This window comes from Bacillota bacterium, assembly GCA_040755295.1.
Taxonomy (GTDB): domain Bacteria; phylum Bacillota; class Desulfotomaculia; order Desulfotomaculales; family Ammonificaceae; genus SURF-55.
Window position 1 is genome coordinate 75,552 of sequence record JBFMBK010000008.1, and the last position, 18,461, is coordinate 94,012.

Sequence of the window (18,461 nt, forward strand, 5' to 3'; positions counted from 1 at the left end):
TTTCCTGGTAAATAAAAAAACCGCCCAAGCTCACGCCCAGGCGGCCCCCACCGCCTCAAATCCCCGTTTTATTCAGTGTACTTAAGCCTTAAATGTTGATTAACGCCCTGGCCGCTTTGTAGGTATCCGCAGTCGCCACAAGAACCGCTTTGCGTTGCTTTTGTAAATTGTTTATCTGTTCATCAACGAATCTAATCGACTCTTTGCGCCAAAGTTTCACTGACTCGAACAGCAAGATCCTCTGATCGCGTGGCATGATGGGAAATATCGCCGCAACTTCCTCACCGCTGGCACCCGCACTGAAGGCTGCTATCACTTGAATTGTTTCTGTATCCATTCCAGGAAGAACTTGGAATTTAATTGGGCTTTCCACGTTTTTTTCACCTCGCTTTTCTTTTAAAAGAAAGTGGCAAGCCCCCCAGCTTGCAAATTTTTCCCCTCGGAGTGACTTAGTAATATTCGATAATTTCCCACCCAACGACGCTGTGGGCGGTAAGTGTGCCGTTATTAGAGTAAGCAACCACTCGTAGATTTGTTGACGATGTTAAATATGCGGTCACGTATCCCTGTCCATTAGCAACACCGCCGTCTATCGCCATACCCGTTCCCGAAGTAATCAGTCGTATTTTTGTGAGGTCTACTTCAGAAATGGCAACGTCGGTTGTGGTTGTCGTATTAGTGGCACTGATCGACGTTTGTCCGCGCTGGGTGTTCTTGACTACTCTTGAACGTCTAAGCACTTAACTTACCCCCTCAAATTGCCGCGTTCTCAGCGGCCTTCAAGGCGTCCATTAAACGCCGGTGCAGCGGGTTGTTGGACTTTTCTAGTTGAAGCATGTCGCGCTCAGCGCCCGGAAAGTCGGAAATGCTGTATAATTCGGCTCCTTCCGGTGTTGTTAGTACTTTTACATAGCACGCCTCTAAAGTCGTGCCAGGATTTGCCTTTTTGAACCGCTGCGCCAATAGGTCAATGCCGATAAACGCCTGCGATTTGGCGGATCGCGCAAACTGTGCATCGTCCGGGGTAACGCCTATGTTTGTTTGCGGGTTGACAGCCGGACCCCTGGGGTCTGTGTCGACGTAGGTCATGTACTGTTTACGGCCCCTATTTGTTTGCAGATACTGGCACAACTGTTGTTCCCGGCTTATAATGGAAAAATTACGCGGCAGATCGTATGTTGTATTTTTCCAGTCCTCAAAGTCCGTCAGTAGGTCGTTCCAAGCTTGGTCCTTCGGGTTTGGGTTCATGATATCTCGTTTAGCGACGTCGTCAGATTTGAATAACATAATGTGTGCGTCGGGATTTGCGCCCTTCCCGACTAAATCAACTCGATTAATCGTCATTTCGAATAGTGTTTTAGCCATTATAACACTTCCTTTCGTTTTGCTTGGCCCTGAATCGAGAACATGGAATATGCACCTGATTTTACCTGACTAAATACCGCATCGTCCGATACGTGGAACCCTACCCACCACCCTGTGGGCAGTGCGTTCGCCGGTAAACCCATTTTAGCAAGTTTTTCCGGTGTCACCATGAAGCTCTCCACCAGTTCGCCCACGGCTTCCCCGGCATGTTCAACGCCCGTCTTACGGAATTTAAGGACAAAGGCATAGGCCGCATCTTCCAAAGCTGAAACATCGACAATCTCTTGCTGCATATCGACTACCGGATCGCCGTCCTTACGTATCGCAACGCTTGCCCAACCAAATACAAGATTGCGGTCCGCATCGGTTTTAATTAGCTTCATTAGCCGTCTTCACCTCCTCTTCTGCCGCCGCTAACGACAGGCGCCGTCGGGATGGTGTCGGTTCCGGCATTGTCCAGCCGTCCGGTAGTTCAATTTTTGCATCCCGCATGTAATAACTCAGGATTTCGCGGTCGACGGAAGCGAAATCGACATCAGGGTCTTTGAACACTGTCGCAGTCTGCACTGGTATAATACCTTGTAATTTAGCTGTTAAGGTGTTCAGCAATATGTCCTTGGAGTACAGATCGCCGCGCCGGTGTCCACATAGACGTGATAGCTCGTACATTTCTGCGGCAAGCGATCGGTACATCACATGATTTTCGGCCAAGCAGTGTATATTGTCGGCTATTCGCTCGGCCAGGGCCGCCCGCTCGACCGCCTTTTTGCGAAAGGTCTGTTTGTGTAAGTCCAGTATTTCGGCCTCGCGCTGGCGCGTACATTCGCGAATCCGTGCCTCAAGTTGGTTGATGATTTTCTGCAAATCATCGGCTTCGCTAACCAACTCGAAAGCCTGCTTCCTCAACTCCCGCGCCTGGTCTTGTGCTGCGGGAGCTTGCTCAATGATTGACGCGTACAACAATGCCTCGCGTTGCTTGTCAATGTCCCGCGCCCGCGTCTCATTGTCGCTAATTTGCTTTCGTAACTCGTCTTGCTTGGTAAGCAACGTCTCGATCTCGGTATCGAATCTGACGTTGATCTCGTCGATATTAGTCAACTGTATCACTCCTTTCTATTAACTCAGCATCCACCACAGACCCCGCTGCAGCACGCAAGCGCTCCCCGATAACGTCTAACTTGCTTATAACACGCTCACGCGCGCCTGTGGCTTCTGCGGCCTCAGTCACGGCCACTGTTAGGCCAAACTGAAACCTGCTTTTGGGACTTAATCCCAAACTGTTTGCTAGGGATTCCGCCTGTCGGATAAGTTGCAACTGTAATGATTGCACCGGCTTGATTTCACCGTGCCTATTCGTGAACGAACCAGACTTCGAAAGGTATTGCTCGATTTTTCGAATCTTCGCTAGACACAGTGCTAATAAGCCGACGCTCGTCTGATCGCTCTCCTGCACCCAGACAGCTTTGTCGGCCTCCAACTGCTCCTTAATCGTCTGTGCCAGTTCGCTTACCTGTGGGGTTGCAGGCGTCAAACTGTATACTCCGCTCATGTCGTGGGTACGCTTGCCACTGAATTGGGTAAGATTAACGAGGCTACGACGTTTACCTGCCTCAGTGCGTGGACCGCCACCTCCCACCGCTAAACACCTCCTTCTGCTTTAACGAGTATCGCCTCAAGTTGCTTCAACTCCTCTACCGACAAAGACGCTAGATTAAGCTGAGTCTCGCTGAGATTTTTCCCGATGCTAGACAACTCGACGCCTAACTTAACCCTACTCTGCGGACTTAATCCCAAGCTATTTGCTAATCCCTCCGCCTGGGTTAAGTATTGCAATTCGAGATGCACCAACGGTCTTGTTTGTCCGCGCTTATTTGTCAACGTAGCTTTTTGCAGGTACTCTCCTATGCGGCTAAGACGCCGCAGACACAAAGCAAGACAGGTGATCGTCACGTTATCACTCTCACGTATCCAGGTAGCACCCTCAGCCTCTAATAACTGCTTGATCTGTGACGCTATTGCCTGCGTTTCAGCCTGCCATAAAGTCAAGCTGTGGACGCCATGCCGATCACGCTTTGCCGGTTTATTCGAGTATTGCATAAGGTTCTCAAGCGCCTTCTGCCGTCCCTCCGGTGTCACCGGACCGCCAGATTTAGACACCTTTAAACACGCCCCAATTAACGAAGACTTTTTGTAATAGGGCCTTGATCTCCGGACGCTCGCAATCGCGGATATCGAGCGTCACCGTTTTCCGCCGCTCGCCGTCGTCAAGTCTGCGAATCCGAGTAACCTCCAACTTGCCCGTGGCCTCATAGTAACGCATTTCACAGTAGGGGGTTGCAACCTCGACCGGCTTTTCAATTTCCCAGAATTTCATCTGCTGTAAACCTCCTTGTTTTAAGTTCGGTAGAAGTTCGGTTTTGCCGTCCGAACCACCACCGTCGAAATACCGACGCCACCGCATAATTACGGACATATGTTCATATTGCGACAAAAGTTCGGGCTTGGTTCCTGTCAGCTATTCCCTTCAACGTCTAGCAAAGTCTTACGCCTCTAAGCGGTGTCACTTGCTCATTAAGCAAGTGTTCATTACGTTCGTGGGTGTCCGAAGCGCCGCGCACCTTGAAATGACGCCATTTCATCATCGTCACTTAACCGGCCATACTCTTCCAGGAATTTTTTATTGCGCCGCCAGACTTCCGGTGTTTCTTCCTGCCAAGAACTGAACAAATTAGTACCAATGTGCCACTTGATTATACATACCTCGCAGTAACCCCAATGATCTTTGCGTATATTAAGGTACTGACGATCCCCCCGCCTGCAAACAGGGCAGTAAGACCAATGAAACGGATCGGGTAATGCTTCGAGGTGTTTATAATCCCGCCCTGAAAACTGCGTTAAAGCGTCAATCACTGCTGGCTTGTAATGTTGGTAAGGATCATTCTGCGCTTCCTTAATAACCATACCGGCCGCCTTTAGGTATATATCCCGCAACCTTAGTAAAACAGGGTCAACCGCGTCTACGCATTTATCGCATACCGGCTGTTTACTTAAAAGAAGGTCGGGGTCAAAAATAGCGTAATCCAAAACAGGGTCAACTGGCTGACCGCAAATACCACAATCACCATTATGCGGGCCTTCGTTTTTACACAAGACCAATTTATAACTAGCCTTGTAACTCTTCTTGCAAGAAACCAACTCTAACTTTTTACCTTTTCTCATTTGCGTCCGCTCCTTCTTCTTAATTTAGCTACCTTAATCGCTTGGGTTTTCTCCCGCTCGACCCTCCTCCGAGACCGGTATACCTGGTAGATATAGAAAGGAGACACTATTTAGCATACTGTTGACAGTTTTTTACTATTTGGTTGTAAAAGAGCTTTAAACTCGCGCCGCTGTTAACTTTCAAGACTTCATAATGCTTTTTTACAGTACACTATTTGACATACTGTTGCTGATAGCGAAACGCCTAAATTGACCCTGACAGTATGCTAAATGATGTACTGTCAGTATGCTGAATAGTGTACAGTGAAAACTCAACTCTCGTTTTCTTCTGCCTCGATTCTCTGTTTCAAAGTCCGTCTATGTTCCGGTTTGACGTTAAACTCAGGCTTGCCGTAGAGCGTCCAATAATCGGATAACCCGTAAATGTTGCATTTTCGTTCCGCATAATTGTTCTCAACGAGATAGACAAAACCCAATTCGATTAAATGATCTATGGATTTTTCAAACATGCGTTGATTCATAACTTTCAGGTACTCGCTTTTAGGCATTGAAATATCGTTCTTATTGCTCTGTTCCACTTTCCCCTTAACAACCTTTCTCTGATATTTACGGCGAAGCATGATATAAAGCTGAATGTCGCGTGCTGTCAACTGCTGCCATGCCAGGGAATCTATCATTTTAAAATAAAGAGAAATAAAATTGCCCGGATTACCTGGGTATGTCTCAAACCCGTCAATGCTAGTTTTTCGACGCTTCGCCATTTTTTGTATGGTTCCTTAGCCCTGCCCGGGGTTTTTCGTTTTTTCGATCTGTTGCTCAACAAACCAGGCGGGGATTCTTACGCTTCTTTCAACGCGCAAAATTGGAATTTTATTCGCAGTTATAAGCTTGTGAACAAAACTCACTGAATAGCTCATTATTTCTGCGTACTCACGTGCTTTATAAGCTTGCTTTTGCATCGTCCTTAACCTCCGCAAAAAGAACTTCTTCTTGCACTTCAAAAACCGCTGACAGCCGCTTCCGCCACGCAGGATAAGGCCGCATGTAACCGCGCTCGATACTGCTTATCGCGGGTGCTGAGATCCCTGTTTTTGCTGCAAGCTGCTTTTGCGTCATCCCGCTGAGCACTCGAAGCAACTTTAAATATTTCACCATACTACCCCCTTGACGCTAATTTTCTTCTATAATATAATGATAGCAAGCGCTTACCGTGACGTAAAGTTAGCTTATCGTTATGTATACCGTTACACGAGGTGAAAAAATGGAGTTCTTAGACTTGCAAGTGTACGAAAGATACAAAGTAATAGACGGTGTCCTGACGCCTTCGGGTAATGTCAAGCGTACCTATAACCCGCTAGAGCATACGGCAATAGTCAATGAGTTTGGGAGACTCGGCGAAGGCGATACAAGAGCCGTTGAACGGTTCGCGCTGAAATGGGGTTCGTTAGGCTATCAGCACAAGCAAGCTGATCCGGTTAGCTGGATATGGGCACATGCCCGGAACGTTCGCTTGATCTTTGCAATTTTGGAAATACTGCAAAATTATCAGGTTGCTTTGGATTTCAAAAATGAAGATGAAGATGAATTTGGGGTAGAATGCGCACGAGAAGACGCCCATGACTTTATCGAAACGTTAACCGTGGAAGATGAAAAAACAGGCAATACCTATATAGGGTTTGTGGGTGGGTTAATCGACAAGTCGGTGCTTTGGCAATGGGAAATAAACAGTAAGGATGCTAATAAAGAATTAAGGTTGATGGCTAATATTATCAGCAAGCTATTAACTTACAACGTGCTTACTGTTGGGAGAGAAGCAATAGTAACACCGGATTTAACAATCAAAAGCAAATTTAAGGTGCCAACACTAATACAAGCTATTTACTGGATGCTTATGGATATTGCTGAAGGAGGCGAATTAGGTAAGTGTAAGTTCTGCGGTAGTTACTTTATACGGCAGAGTAAGAGAGAGAAGTATTGTCCCCCAACTGATCCCAAAAAAGAATCAAAGTGTGCATTAGCATATCGGCAGAGAAAATACCGTAAACCAAAGGAGGAAAAAGACAATGACAAAGCGTAAGAAACGTGGTGCAGGTGAGGGAACTATCTACCACCGGGAGGGAGAAAATCGTTGGTGTGGGGAATTGTTTGTTGGGTGGAAGGAAGTAGTTGACAAAAAGACGGGGGAAGTTAAGCAGGGGAAGGATATATATCGGTGTTACGGTGCCAGCCGTACAGAGGTACAGGATCAACTGCGGGAGGTAGCAAGCCAGCGGTCACAGGGGACATACGTTAAGCCGTCAAAGGAGACGCTCTACGACTGGCTTCAGGAATGGCTTAACGTATACAAAAAACGTAAGTTGCGCCCGACAACGTTTGAATCCTACAAGACAATGCTGGAAAAGCACATTAAGTCTACGGTTGGAGGTATTCTGCTCAAAAACCTCACAACCACACACTTACAAAAACTGTACAACGACAAAGAGGATTCAGGGCTTTCCACCCGGACCGTCCGGTATATTCACCAAGTGATCCACGGAGGACTCGAAAAAGCAAGAAAGCTTAAGAAAGTTGCGGTCAACGTCAGTCAGGACGTGGAGCTACCCATGCTCACATCTAAAGAGCGTAAGGCCCTGACACCCGACGAGGAAAAGAAATTCTTCGATATACTTAAGACAAGGCCGTGGAAACGATGGGAACCTGCCTTTACTGTATTGGCGGAAAGTGGTCTGCGGCGTGGTGAACTTCTGGCTTTACGGTGGGATAATGTAGACTTCGAAAACAAACTGCTTTATGTAGAACAGGGATTGACCAAGACAACCACGGCAGGTATGAAGTTTGATAAGCCGAAGACAGAGAAGGCCAACAGGGTTATCCCGCTTACGCCCAAGGCTGAAGCCGCCCTTAAAACCCAGAAGGTCCGGCAAGCGGAGAATAAGCTTAAGGCCGGGGCAGGGTATAACGATCAAGGTTTAGTATTCGCGGCAAGGAATGGTGAACCATTTCAGCCTCGGAACTTTAACCGGGTAATAGAAAGGGTGTGCGAAGAAGCGAAGATAAAAGTCACGGCTCACCAGTTTCGCCATACCTTCACCACCAGGCTTATTGAAAACGGCGCTGATGTTAAAACCACCAGTGACATTCTCGGACACGCGAAAAGCAGTTTAACTCTAGATGTTTACAGCCACAGTTCCCTTGAACGCAAACGGGAAGCAATAGCCAAGTTAAGCGAGAAATAAAAAGACGAGTCCTAAAATGGACCCGTCTCACCGCTAGGAACCAACCGTCAGGACTTGCACTCCTGGCGGTTTTTATTTTATTCTATTCCCGTCAGATTCCCGTCAAACGGGGCTGTCGGTGCTTGCAAACTGGTGGGCGATGTAGGATTTGAACCTACGACATCTTGCTTGTAAGGCAAGCGCTCTCCCCCTGAGCTAATCGCCCGTTTGGGATGTGGGAGGTGCGATGTTGGAGGTAGGTTTTTAACGGAAAAATTCGGCTTTGCCGAATTTCTGTCCAACCTCTAACCTCTCACTTCTCACCTCTAAATTGCTTAAGGAAAATAACTGCGATGACTTTCTTCCTGTCCCGTCTCTGACCTCCGACCTCTTGCCTCCGACCTCTAAGGTTGGTGGGCCCACCAGGATTCGAACCTGGGACCGACCGGTTATGAGCCGGCAGCTCTGACCGCTGAGCTATGGGCCCATATCATTATATAAAAAATAAAGCCCGGTCGTCAACCTGACGCCGGACTAGTTTATTCGAGATAATCTTTTAGTTTCTTTGATCGGCTTGGATGTCGCAGTTTGCGCAAGGTCTTGGCTTCTATCTGCCGGATGCGCTCCCTGGTCACTCCGAATTTCTGTCCGACTTCCTCAAGGGTCCGCGCGCGCCCGTCATCCAATCCGAAGCGCAGGCGCAGAACCCGCTGCTCCCTTTCGGTAAGCGTTTGAAGCACCTCGTTCAACTGCTCACGCAAAAGGGTGAAAGAAGCCTCCTCGGCCGGCGCCTGGGCATCCTGGTCCTCGATAAAATCACCCAAATGGGAATCCTCTTCTTCACCGATGGGCGTTTCGAGGCTCACCGGCTCCTGGGCTATCTTCATAATCTCCCGGACTTTGTCCTCGGAGATATCCATCTCTTTAGCGATCTCCTCCGGCATAGGCTCACGGCCGAGTTCCTGAAGGAGTTGCCGGGACACCCGGATGAGTTTGTTTATCGTTTCAACCATGTGTACGGGGATACGGATGGTCCTTGCCTGGTCCGCAATCGCCCGCGTAATCGCCTGCCGGATCCACCATGTAGCATAAGTGCTGAATTTATACCCCTTGCGGTAGTCAAACTTCTCCACCGCTTTGATGAGACCAAGGTTGCCTTCCTGGATAAGGTCGAGGAAAAGCATCCCGCGACCGACGTACCGCTTGGCGATACTCACCACCAGCCGCAGGTTTGCTTCCACCAGGCGGCGTTTGGCGGCCATATCCCCCTCTTCCATCTGTTTTGCAAGTTCTACTTCTTCCTCGGGTGTCAGTAGGGGAATACGCCCGATTTCCTTTAAATACATCCGGACGGGATCATCTATCTCCACACCTTCCGGAACCGAAAGGTCGGCTTCCGCTTCTTCTGTATGCGTCCCGGTTGTCGCCTCGGGAGGTTCAAGGTCGTGAACCTCGGGCACTATGTCAATTCCCATCGTCGTCAACCGTTCGTAAATGTCGTCGATCTGATCGGGAGTCAACTCCGATTCCTGAAGGCTATCCATGATTTCGCCGTATGTAAGCACACCACGTTTCTTGCCCTTTTCAATCAAGCTTTCGATTTCGCCTTCCCGCGTCTCTTCCATCCCTCACCCCTCCTTTCCGTTCTTCGTCAGCGTTTGGAGATCCTTTAACAGTTGCCGCGTTCGCTCGCTGTCTTCGGTTTTCTCAGCCGCTTTCAACTCCAGCAACAACTCCTGCCGTCTCTCACGCCGCTGCTTCTTGCGTATCAAAATCATATAATCGTCCAGAAGAGCTTCCGGCTCGCCAACGAGCCCCTCCGATAGGATACCGGCCACCATTTCCTTATCTTCTTCCCCCAACCGGCTGAACAACAGCGGCAGTCGTAAATCTTCCCGATCGGTGATCTCCTGTATCCGTACATAGACCCGCCGGTGCTGCTCCCCGGAAAAAAACCTTCCCCCCCCGACCGCTTCCAGACGGGGCAAAAGATCCGGCCTTTCTATAAGGACCCTTATAATGCCGGCCTCGGCTCTCTGACGGGCATCGGCAATATTCTCTGCATTATGCTTATTTTTAGCACTTTTGCTTTTATTTAGCCAGCTTTTTTGCCCTTTTTCTAAAAAACGGTCCAGTTCGCTCCGCACCACATCCCAATTCAAACCCGTCAACTGGGCGGCCGTTCTGATTCCCTCTTCGCGTTCCACGGTTGTAGGCAGGAGACCGATGTTAGGAAGCATCTCCTTGAGCACCGCCATTTTCGCCGCGGCGGTATTCAAACCCTTGCCCGCCAGGTGCATTCCTTTGAAATCAATAAGGGGCATCGCCTGCCCTACGGCATTCTCCCACGCGTCACGGCCACCCGCTCGCAGGAAGTCATCCGGGTCCTTACCCTGGGGGATGATCACCACCCGTACCCGGAACCCGCTTTCCTGGAGGATATCAAGCCCCCGGAGCGTTGCCGCGGTACCCGCCGCATCATTATCATACGCAATTACCACCGATCCCGTATACCGCAGCAGAAGACGCGCCTGTTCCCGCGTAAGACTGGTTCCCAGGCTGGCCACCACGTTGCAGAACCCAAACTGGTGCGCGGTGATGGCGTCAAGGTAGCCCTCAACGATTACCGCGGAACCGGACTGGCGGATGGCGTCCCGCGCCTGATAAAGCGCGTAAAGCAATTCCCTTTTGTTAAAAAAAGGCGTTTCCGCGGAGTTGAGGTATTTCGGCAAGACCGCATCTTCAAGAACCCTCCCGCCGAAACCGACCACCCTGCCACGGCCGTCGCTGATCGGGAAGATAAGCCGCCCCCGGAACCGGTCAAGAAGCTCCCCGGTTCTGTGCCGCAGCGCCAACCCGTAACGCAGGGCTTCTTCCCCGCTCACCTTCCGGTCACGCAGGTAACGCAACAGCGCGTCATGTGAAGAAGGAGCGTACCCCAGACCGAACTTCGCCGCTACCTCTTTTGTAATTCCTCGTTTTTCAAGGTACCGTCTCGCCTGTTCACCGGTCTTTTCTACAAGCTGCTGCTCATAATACCCGGCCGCAAGCTTGTTGACCCGCCATGCCTCTTCCCTTTCCCGCTGCCGCCGTTCGGCTGCCGGGTCCAGGCCGGTTTCCGGAAGCTTAATCCCCGCCCTCTCGGCCAGCCTTTCCAATGCCTCCGGAAAGGTGAGGTTCTCCCGCATCATAAGAAACTTCAGGGCGTCTCCGCCGGCGCCGCAGCCAAAACAGTAAAAAAACTGTTTCTCCGGCGATACTGTGAACGAAGGAGTCCGCTCCTGATGAAAAGGACAAAGACCGGTGTAACGCTGGCCTTTCCTTGTAAGACGGACGTGATCGCCGATCAGGTTCACGATGTCCGTTTGATTTAAAACCGCCTCAATGAATTCCCCGGGAATATGGCCGCCCAAATCTACCACCTTCGAGGGCCCTGCACTCAGTACTCGTAGCGGCATACCCTGTCTTACTTATTTCGCCATTCGGTCGAATTTTCCTCCCCAATGGTTATAATTTTTAATATACGGGAAAACCCCGAGGAATAAACAGCCGCTCAAACTGGGCGACGGCATAACGGTCGGTCATTCCGGCGATGTAATCGCAGGCCACTCTCTCGGGGCCGAAGTCAACCACCCTGGACCGGTATTCCGAAGGAAGAGCCTCCGGCTGATCAGTAAAATATTTAAAAAGATACTGGACCACATGTCTGGCCTTGGCCTCCTCACGCTTGGCCGCCGACCCCAGATAAACCTTTTCAAAAAGAAACGACCGCAGCTTCTCCATGGCGCTGCTGATCTCCGGCGCCATGTTTATTTCGGGCCTGTTCCAGCTTGTTTCGATCATGTCCGTCACCATGGTGTTTATCCGCTGGCTGTGGCGCCGCCCAAGGACATCCATGCAGTCCTCAGGAAGACCCTCCTGGGTTAGTATGCCGCTCCGGATGGCGTCATCAATATCGTGATTGATATAAGCGATACGGTCGGCGGTCCTCACCACCTGACCCTCTAATGTCGCGGGTTTCGCAGAACCGGTATGCGTTGCGATACCATCCCGCACTTCGAAGGTAAGGTTTAACCCCCTGCCGTCGTTTTCCAGGCATTCAACCACCCTGAGGCTCTGCTCATTATGCTTGAAACCCGGGTAGACCGCCGCCAGCGCTTCCTCCCCGGTATGCCCGAACGGGGTGTGCCCCAGATCATGCCCCAAAGCGATCGCCTCGGCCAGATCCTCATTGAGCCTCAGCGCCCTGGCGATCGTCCTCGCAATCTGGGCGACCTCAAGTGTGTGTGTCAGACGCGTACGGTAGTGGTCACCCTCCGGGATAATAAAAACCTGCGTTTTATGTTTTAACCTTCTAAAGCTTTTGGCATGAATGATACGGTCCCGGTCACGCTGGAAAGCCGTGCGGATACTGCATTCGTCTTCAGCGACACCGCGCCCCCTGGTGTTCCGGCTGCGGCAGGCATAAGGCGACAGCAATTTATCTTCCAGCTCTTCCGTAAACTCGCGCAACCTTAAAACCATTGGCTTACCCTCATCTTTTTATCCACGAGCCGGATCAACAACCGGCACCGTCGGATTGTTCCCGCCAAAATAAAGATACAGCAAGCCCTCCCGTTTTCCGACTATAAGACTAAATTCTACATTCCAGAAAGACTCAACCGCGCAACGCAGTCTCTTTCAACGCACCCTGAGTACCTGCGTGGCGCGGGAAACATCCACCACCCTCCGGCCCAGGACCCTCGCCCGCGCCGGCCCGTCACCGTAAGCATCGACCCCGTACTGCATACAAGCCCCGAGATGCCCGGGATCTTCCCCCTGATGACCGTCGCCGATCACCGTCATCCCCTGACAAAGCATCATCGCCGTAAGCGCCTGAAGCGTGGCCTCCTGCCCTCCGAAACGCGAAGCGCCGCAAACCACTCCTCCGCCGACAACGTTTACGAGGCTTTTCTCTTTACGTAATTTGCGGGTTTTATCCCAAAAGGCTTTCATCGGCGCCGCCACCGTGCCGAAATAAACCGGACTGCCGATAATCAATCCGTCGGCGCGGCTCATTACCGCATACATTTCATCCAGTCTGGTACCTCGGTAACAAATACCCTCGCAAGGGTTTGAACAGTGGATGCAATAAGGAACCTTCGCGCTCCGCAGTCCCTCGATGGCATGAAAAAATACCGTCTGCGCACCGGCGATCGCGGCTTCCTCGAGCGCGTATCCCAACAACTGCGCTGTGCCGCCGTTTGGCCTTGGACTACCGTTTATCCCGATTATCAACATCTTACATCACCCCCGAATCTTCCTCTGTAATTATACGCGTCACTCCGGCCCAATTAACCGGAATCGCTTCCGAGGGTGTCTACAAACCCTATAATCAGATAAAAGTTATAATAAAACTTCCTTCCGGGTCAAAATTAGAATGCTTTGACATTAAAAATCCGGCAATAAGTGCATCGGCCTTAGAAAGAGACGCGTCGCACAGTGGTATAAACCGCCCCCGATGGACGCAACCGGCTGGACATGAGATCAATCCCGTCCACCTTTATCTCGCCGAGTTTTTGTTGACCGGCTTCTTCTATCTTCGGTCCCAGGGCGGTTGTGTTGTTCGTGGAACGGAAACGCCCGATGGTCACGTGGGGCGAAAACGGTTTATCGTCGGGAGAAAACCCCAAAGGCACCACCGTTTCCTCCACCAACCGGTGCAGCTCAACCAGCGGGCCGAAGCTTTGGAGACCGACCCAGAGAACCCGCGGCTTCCTGATGGACGGGAAAACGCCGGCGCCGCCCAGTGAAAGAGCAAAGCCCCGGAATCCCGTTATCTTTCGGGCTACATCATCAACCAACGTTGCGACAAGGTTCCGGTCGGTATCCCCCAGGAAGCGGACCGTAATGTGCAGATTCCCCGTCTCCACCCATTTCACATCAAGGGTCAACTTCCGGAAAGACGTCTGAACCGCGGCAACGGCTTCTTTTACGGACGCTGGAAGGGTAACCGCCCAGAACAGCCGTAACTTGTCCATGAAAAGTCCTCAGTCCCCAGTTTTCAGTGCTAAGTCTCAGTTTTGCTCAATCCCCGGTCTCTTTCCATCATTCCGCATTCGGCATTCATTATTGCACCGCGTCATTTTAAAACAAGAACCGAAAGGATGTCTTTGACAACCTTTCGGCTCATTGAGGCCATTCTCCTGCTCCGATTTTTAGCTAAAAAGCGATAAACGTTCCGCCGGATTATTTGCGCTGTCGCAGCAATTCCAGGATGACCTTCTGTTCGACACTGGCCACAAGGCGGCGTGTATTGGAAACGGTGTCCGGGTTCACGCTGATGCTGTCAATCCCGGCGCGGACAAGCAACTCGGTAAACTCGGGGTAAACCGAAGGACCCTGCCCGCAGATGGAAACGGTTTTTCCGAACCGGTGGGCCACTTCGATCAACTGGGTGATAGCCCTGGTGACCGCGGGGTTGCGCTCGTCGAAATAACCCATGCTGTCCAGCACACCGGAATCCCGGTCGGCACCCAGGATAAGCTGCGTCAGGTCGTTTGAACCGATGCTGAAGCCGTCGATAATCGGGCTGAATTGGTCCGCCATGAAAATCACCGACGGGACCTCCGCCATTATCCATACCTTAAAGTTCAGGTTGGAGGAAAGACCTTCTTCGGCCATGATACCAAGCGCCTTGTGAACCTCCCAGGTGGTGCGCACGAAGGGAAGCATGGCATAAACGTTCGTTAACTGGTATTCTTCACGCACCTTCCGCATCGCCTGACACTCGAGACGGAAACCCGCCTCGTATTCGGGCGATATATACCGGGAAACACCGCGCCAGCCGATCATGGGGTTATTCTCTACCGGCTCCACCTCTTCGCCGCCCTTCAGTCCCCGGAACTCGTTCGTCCGGAAGTCGCTGAAACGCACCACCACCGGACGGGGGAAGATGGCCTGGGCAACCGCCGCAATGCCTTCCGAAAGGCGCTCCACGAACATCGCCTGCTGGCCGGTACGTACAAGGTACATGGGGTGAGCGCCAACATGGTCGGTAAAAATGAACTCGGTGCGCATTAGCCCGATACCGTCGAAAGGCAGGTCTTTATAACGGGTTATGGCCTCGGGTTCACCAAGGTTCATGTAGATCTTGGTGGCGGTTATGGGTGCGACCTCCCGCCAGAGCGCCCCCTGCAGCACCGGCCCGGCGGCGCCGCCGGAAGCCTGCTGCGGGGTATCGCCCAGTGTGATCCGGCCGTTATAGACGACGCCTCTTGATGCGTCGACCGTGACCTCCATATCCTCCGCCAGGACCGCGGTTGCGTTTTTAGCGCCCACGATGCAGGGGACACCGAGTTCCCGTGACACGATCGCCGCGTGGCAGGTGCGGCCTCCTTCGTCGGTGACTATCGCCGCCGCTCTCTTCATCGCAGGTACCATGTCCGGGTTTGTCATTACCGTAACCAGGACCGTTCCTTCTTTAACCCGGGTGATATCGTCGAACTTCTTTACCAGAACGACCTTCCCGGTGGCCGTGCCCGGCGCCGCGCTCATGCCCCGGATAAGCACCTCGGCGCCGGTTGTCCTGGCCTTGGCCTCCGGCGCTGCTTCCTTGCCCAGGGTTGTGATCGGCCGCGACTGAAGTATGTAAAAGGTACCGTTTTCGTAGCCCCATTCTATATCCTGCGGGAAACTGTAGTGGCTTTCCACCCTTATCAACTGTTCCGTCAGGGTTAAGACCTCGTCGTCCGTCAGACATTGACGGTCGACGTACTCCGGTCCCAAAAAGCGCGCCACATCCGTCTCTATGGTCCCGCTCGTGGAATTCGGGTCCGCTACAATCAACATGTTCTTCGAAGTTAGGATTTTATTGACGATGCTTCGGGAACCCTTGTCCACGACGTATTCGTCGGGCGTGACCTTCCCCGACACAATCGCCTCGCCCAACCCCCAGCTCGCGTTGATCAGAATCTCCTGTTTGCTGCCCGAAATCGGGTTCGCCGTAAAAGCCACACCGGAGCGTTCAGACTGAATCATCTTTTGCACTACCGCACTGAGGTAAACCGTATCGTGGTCGAATCCTTGGGCCTGCCGGTAAGCCGTCGCGCGCGCCGTCCATAGGGAGGCCCAGCACCTGCGTACGTGTTTGAGCACGTCTTCTTCGCCCAGGACGTTAAGATAGGTGTCCTGTTGTCCGGCAAAGGACGCTTCCGGAAGGTCCTCGGCCGTCGCCGAACTGCGCACCGCCACCCGGGTCGGCGCGCCGCCTTCGCAAAGCTTTCGGTATGCCTCGACTATCTCACCCGCTATTTCCGGCGGTACGGGTATGTTATGAATAAGTTCGCGTACGCTGCTGGTGTTGGCGATCAGTTGCTCCAGGTTTTCGACGTCGGTGCCGTCGATAATCGCCTTAATCTTACCCGCCAGACCGGTTGTCTCCACAAAATGCTTGTAGGCCAGAGCGGACACACAGAATCCGGGCGGCACCAGGATACCGGCGCCGGTCATTTCTCCAAGGTTTGCGCCTTTGCCGCCCACCAGCGCCACATCTCCCTTGGTCAGCTCACTGAACCATTTAATATACTTCGCCATTTTTCACTCCCCCAATTTTTTTTTTAGCGGTGGCGAATACCTTTGTAGTAAATCTCAAGCACCCGGCTCGCCGTTTCTTCTACCGCCTTGCTGGTGACGTCGATAACCGTGCAACCGGCTCGACGCATCACCTCCTCGGCGTAAGCCAGTTCTCTTTTCACCCGTTCCGCACTCGCATAATCCGCATCATAAGGCAAACCGAGGCTTTTCAGCCTTTCCTGCCGGATCCAACCCAGATACTCCGGTTGGATGGTCAGCCCGACGACGCGGTGGGGTGAAAGGGAAAAGACTTCTGGCGGCAGCGGTACCTCCGGCACAAGAGGGATGTTCGCCACCTTGATCCTCCTGTGCGCGAGGTACATGCAGAGCGGCGTTTTACCGGTGCGCGAAACACCGAGAACCACTATATCCGCTTCCGTAATCCCCCGGAGGTCCTTGCCGTCATCGTACTTTACCGCGAACTCGATCGCCTCCACGCGCCGGAAGTATTCTTCATCGACCTTGCGCATGAGGCCGGGTTCGTAACGCGGGTTCTCGCCGGTGGCCTGCCGCAACGCTGAAAGCACCGGGCCGAGGATGTCCACGGCGGGCAATCCGTGACGCCGGGCCTCCGACAGAAGCATCTCCCTCAATTGCGGCATGACCAGAGTAAAAATAATGATTCCGGATTCTTCCGCAGCCTGCGCCACGATGTCCGGAATCTCTTCCGGATGGCTTAGATAGGGAATCCTGCGTATTTCGACCTTGCCTGAATCGAACTGGCTGGCTGCTGCGCGACCGACAAGTTCCGCCGTTTCCCCGATCGAATCCGAAATAATAAAAATCACCGGGCGCTGCGTTTCCGAATCCGCCAAAACTCTCTACCGCCTTTCGCCAATCTCAACAAAAAGCCCAGTAACGTTTGTTTTGCTGAACCTTCCTGTGACAATAACCTCGCCTTTCGTCCCGCCCTCTGCAGGTTCAACCACCGGTAAAGCGTCCACCTCGTGCTCCACGATCTTGCGGGCCGCTTCCCATGCCGACTCCTCCGGCGAGGTTGTTACGACATTGGGCATGCGTGTCATAGCAACATGCACGGGCAGTTCACGCACATCCTGACCGCCGAAGGCCATTTTCAAGAGGTCCTTGCGCGAAACCACGCCCTCAAGAAATCCGCCCTCACGAACCACGAAGAGCGTGCCGACGTCTTCCAAAAACATCGTTATTATTGCGTCGTGCACGGAGGCATGCTCGGCGATCACTACCGGTCTGGACTGGAATTCTCCCACCTTGATCCGCTGTATCTTCGCGGCGATTACGTCGTTCGGTGACTTTCCGCTGAAATAGTACCCCACACGCGGCCGCGCTTCAAGAAGTCCGGCCATTATAAGAATGGCTAGGTCGGGGCGGAGGGTGGCCCGCGTCAGTTTCAGGCGCTCCGCGATCTGTTCACTTGTTATCGGCCCTTCGGCTTTTACTATTCCTAAGATTGCTTCCTGTCTGCGGGTAATTTCCAAATACTCACCCCCTGGAAACCGCCTCCCGATCAGATTTTCACCCGTCGAAAGCCGAAAGCCGGGCATTTTAAAACCGTTCCCATAACCGTTTCACCGGCCCTTGACTCAGTATCGGCTTGCGCGACACACCGAAAGTAATAAGACTCATCGAGGCATAACCCCGCCCGCCTTTTTTCGCCCCGGATTTCAGACGCACGCCATAAGAGTTGTTAGTTTTTGTAGCATCCTCGGGGTCTGGCAGTTTTAATAATACGCTATTTGGCCCGAACTATGCCATACTATTTAATCCTTTAGCCGTAAAAAGGTGCTAAATTGTTCATACTATGTTACACGGATTTTTCCTGCTTCGGAATAAAAAGTTTTTCTAAAAGTCTATCGTGAAGAAAAACAAGAATCTTAAGCAGTGCGCGCAAAACCTATACCGGAGATGGGGAAGAGGAATATGGGAGGTGAGAAGCGGGAAGTGAGAGGTGAGAGGTAGGAAGTGAAAAAAGCGCCGGTGTTTTCAAGGCGCTTTACCAATTCCCATGATTGGTTCTACCCCGGACAAGCCGGAATCCCCAGCACTCAACAGTACGTTAAAACTAATTTG

At 52.0% G+C, this 18,461-nt stretch carries 21 protein-coding genes and 2 tRNA genes; 2 read left to right on the forward strand and 21 right to left on the reverse strand.

Annotation, left to right across the window (positions count from 1 at the left end; translation table 11 throughout):
• Positions 1-88 precede the first annotated feature (88 nt).
• The 11 genes from AB1500_07675 to AB1500_07725 form a co-directional block, all read right to left on the reverse strand.
• Positions 89-373, reverse strand: coding sequence for a hypothetical protein (locus tag AB1500_07675; protein ID MEW6183041.1), 285 nt, complete (start codon positions 371-373; stop codon positions 89-91).
• 380 nt (positions 374-753) lie between these two features.
• Positions 754-1,365 carry a hypothetical protein gene (locus AB1500_07680; protein ID MEW6183042.1) on the reverse strand — a complete coding sequence of 204 codons (612 nt, stop codon included), beginning with the start codon at positions 1,363-1,365 and terminating at the stop codon, positions 754-756.
• Entirely contained in the window at positions 1,365-1,748 is a 384-nt protein-coding gene (locus tag AB1500_07685) for an XkdF-like putative serine protease domain-containing protein (protein MEW6183043.1), read from the reverse strand. The genes AB1500_07680 and AB1500_07685 overlap by 1 nt, the downstream gene beginning before the upstream one ends.
• The gene (locus AB1500_07690; protein MEW6183044.1) at positions 1,735-2,463 is read right to left on the reverse strand and encodes a hypothetical protein; all 729 of its coding nucleotides are present in this window, start codon (positions 2,461-2,463) and stop codon (positions 1,735-1,737) included. The genes AB1500_07685 and AB1500_07690 overlap by 14 nt, the downstream gene beginning before the upstream one ends.
• Positions 2,456-3,001, reverse strand: a complete 546-nt coding sequence (locus tag AB1500_07695; GenBank protein ID MEW6183045.1) for a hypothetical protein — start codon at positions 2,999-3,001, stop codon at positions 2,456-2,458. The genes AB1500_07690 and AB1500_07695 overlap by 8 nt, the downstream gene beginning before the upstream one ends.
• A 2-nt stretch (positions 3,002-3,003) precedes the next feature.
• On the reverse strand, positions 3,004-3,522 hold the full coding sequence (locus AB1500_07700; GenBank protein ID MEW6183046.1) for a hypothetical protein: 519 nt from the start codon (positions 3,520-3,522) through the stop codon (positions 3,004-3,006).
• Entirely contained in the window at positions 3,515-3,739 is a 225-nt protein-coding gene (locus tag AB1500_07705) for a hypothetical protein (protein MEW6183047.1), read from the reverse strand. The genes AB1500_07700 and AB1500_07705 overlap by 8 nt, the downstream gene beginning before the upstream one ends.
• A gap of 212 nt (positions 3,740-3,951) precedes the next feature.
• Entirely contained in the window at positions 3,952-4,584 is a 633-nt protein-coding gene (locus tag AB1500_07710; protein MEW6183048.1) for a hypothetical protein, read from the reverse strand.
• Positions 4,585-4,895: 311 nt separating this feature from the next.
• The gene (locus AB1500_07715; protein ID MEW6183049.1) at positions 4,896-5,345 is read right to left on the reverse strand and encodes a hypothetical protein; all 450 of its coding nucleotides are present in this window, start codon (positions 5,343-5,345) and stop codon (positions 4,896-4,898) included.
• Positions 5,346-5,360: 15 nt separating this feature from the next.
• Entirely contained in the window at positions 5,361-5,543 is a 183-nt protein-coding gene (locus tag AB1500_07720; protein MEW6183050.1) for a hypothetical protein, read from the reverse strand.
• Positions 5,524-5,739, reverse strand: a complete 216-nt coding sequence (locus AB1500_07725) for a helix-turn-helix transcriptional regulator (protein MEW6183051.1) — start codon at positions 5,737-5,739, stop codon at positions 5,524-5,526. The genes AB1500_07720 and AB1500_07725 overlap by 20 nt, the downstream gene beginning before the upstream one ends.
• 106 nt (positions 5,740-5,845) lie before the next feature.
• Between AB1500_07725 and AB1500_07730 the strand changes: the two genes are divergently transcribed.
• Both AB1500_07730 and AB1500_07735 read left to right on the forward strand, forming a co-directional pair.
• The gene (locus AB1500_07730) at positions 5,846-6,661 is read left to right on the forward strand and encodes a hypothetical protein (GenBank protein ID MEW6183052.1); all 816 of its coding nucleotides are present in this window, start codon (positions 5,846-5,848) and stop codon (positions 6,659-6,661) included.
• Positions 6,648-7,820: a tyrosine-type recombinase/integrase gene (locus AB1500_07735; protein MEW6183053.1), complete on the forward strand. Its 1,173-nt coding sequence runs from the start codon at positions 6,648-6,650 to the stop codon at positions 7,818-7,820. Before AB1500_07730 ends, AB1500_07735 begins: the two co-directional genes overlap by 14 nt.
• A 130-nt stretch (positions 7,821-7,950) precedes the next feature.
• Here AB1500_07735 and AB1500_07740 read toward each other — a convergent pair.
• From AB1500_07740 to AB1500_07785, 10 genes are all read right to left on the reverse strand, one after another.
• Positions 7,951-8,025, reverse strand: a tRNA-Val gene (locus AB1500_07740).
• A 185-nt stretch (positions 8,026-8,210) separates the two neighbouring features.
• Positions 8,211-8,286: transfer RNA gene (locus AB1500_07745), tRNA-Ile, on the reverse strand.
• 52 nt (positions 8,287-8,338) lie between these two features.
• Positions 8,339-9,424 (reverse strand): RNA polymerase sigma factor RpoD, encoded by a 1,086-nt coding sequence (gene rpoD / locus AB1500_07750; GenBank protein ID MEW6183054.1) that lies wholly within the window; start codon positions 9,422-9,424, stop codon positions 8,339-8,341.
• 3 nt (positions 9,425-9,427) lie between these two features.
• Positions 9,428-11,221 carry a DNA primase gene (dnaG, locus tag AB1500_07755; protein MEW6183055.1) on the reverse strand — a complete coding sequence of 598 codons (1,794 nt, stop codon included), beginning with the start codon at positions 11,219-11,221 and terminating at the stop codon, positions 9,428-9,430.
• A gap of 94 nt (positions 11,222-11,315) precedes the next feature.
• Complete coding sequence (locus AB1500_07760; GenBank protein ID MEW6183056.1) at positions 11,316-12,323, reverse strand: deoxyguanosinetriphosphate triphosphohydrolase; 1,008 nt, start codon at positions 12,321-12,323, stop codon at positions 11,316-11,318.
• A gap of 156 nt (positions 12,324-12,479) precedes the next feature.
• Positions 12,480-13,079, reverse strand: coding sequence for a flavodoxin family protein (locus AB1500_07765; GenBank protein MEW6183057.1), 600 nt, complete (start codon positions 13,077-13,079; stop codon positions 12,480-12,482).
• A 179-nt stretch (positions 13,080-13,258) separates the two neighbouring features.
• A complete protein-coding gene (gene thpR, locus AB1500_07770; protein MEW6183058.1) occupies positions 13,259-13,819 on the reverse strand; it encodes an RNA 2',3'-cyclic phosphodiesterase in 561 nt (186 codons plus the stop codon).
• A 208-nt stretch (positions 13,820-14,027) separates the two neighbouring features.
• Complete coding sequence (ppsA, locus tag AB1500_07775) at positions 14,028-16,373, reverse strand: phosphoenolpyruvate synthase (protein ID MEW6183059.1); 2,346 nt, start codon at positions 16,371-16,373, stop codon at positions 14,028-14,030.
• 23 nt (positions 16,374-16,396) lie between these two features.
• Positions 16,397-17,227, reverse strand: a complete 831-nt coding sequence (locus AB1500_07780) for a pyruvate, water dikinase regulatory protein (protein ID MEW6183060.1) — start codon at positions 17,225-17,227, stop codon at positions 16,397-16,399.
• Between the two features lie 6 nt (positions 17,228-17,233).
• The gene (locus AB1500_07785; GenBank protein MEW6183061.1) at positions 17,234-17,869 is read right to left on the reverse strand and encodes a helix-turn-helix transcriptional regulator; all 636 of its coding nucleotides are present in this window, start codon (positions 17,867-17,869) and stop codon (positions 17,234-17,236) included.
• Positions 17,870-18,461 lie beyond the last annotated feature (592 nt).

Excerpts from the sequence above, each read along its gene's own strand:
- AB1500_07680 (MEW6183042.1), bottom strand. The coding sequence starts at position 1,365 with ATGGCTAAAACACTATTCGAAATGACGATTAATCGAGTTGATTTAGTC.
- AB1500_07725 (MEW6183051.1), bottom strand. The coding sequence starts at position 5,739 with ATGGTGAAATATTTAAAGTTGCTTCGAGTGCTCAGCGGGATGACGCAA.
- rpoD (MEW6183054.1), bottom strand. The coding sequence starts at position 9,424 with ATGGAAGAGACGCGGGAAGGCGAAATCGAAAGCTTGATTGAAAAGGGC.
- AB1500_07735 (MEW6183053.1), top strand. The coding sequence starts at position 6,648 with ATGACAAAGCGTAAGAAACGTGGTGCAGGTGAGGGAACTATCTACCAC.
- AB1500_07705 (MEW6183047.1), bottom strand. The coding sequence starts at position 3,739 with ATGAAATTCTGGGAAATTGAAAAGCCGGTCGAGGTTGCAACCCCCTAC.
- AB1500_07765 (MEW6183057.1), bottom strand. The coding sequence starts at position 13,079 with ATGTTGATAATCGGGATAAACGGTAGTCCAAGGCCAAACGGCGGCACA.
- AB1500_07730 (MEW6183052.1), top strand. The coding sequence starts at position 5,846 with ATGGAGTTCTTAGACTTGCAAGTGTACGAAAGATACAAAGTAATAGAC.
- AB1500_07720 (MEW6183050.1), bottom strand. The coding sequence starts at position 5,543 with ATGCAAAAGCAAGCTTATAAAGCACGTGAGTACGCAGAAATAATGAGC.
- ppsA (MEW6183059.1), bottom strand. The coding sequence starts at position 16,373 with ATGGCGAAGTATATTAAATGGTTCAGTGAGCTGACCAAGGGAGATGTG.
- AB1500_07715 (MEW6183049.1), bottom strand. The coding sequence starts at position 5,345 with ATGGCGAAGCGTCGAAAAACTAGCATTGACGGGTTTGAGACATACCCA.
- thpR (MEW6183058.1), bottom strand. The coding sequence starts at position 13,819 with ATGGACAAGTTACGGCTGTTCTGGGCGGTTACCCTTCCAGCGTCCGTA.
- AB1500_07760 (MEW6183056.1), bottom strand. The coding sequence starts at position 12,323 with ATGGTTTTAAGGTTGCGCGAGTTTACGGAAGAGCTGGAAGATAAATTG.
- AB1500_07685 (MEW6183043.1), bottom strand. The coding sequence starts at position 1,748 with ATGAAGCTAATTAAAACCGATGCGGACCGCAATCTTGTATTTGGTTGG.
- AB1500_07710 (MEW6183048.1), bottom strand. The coding sequence starts at position 4,584 with ATGAGAAAAGGTAAAAAGTTAGAGTTGGTTTCTTGCAAGAAGAGTTAC.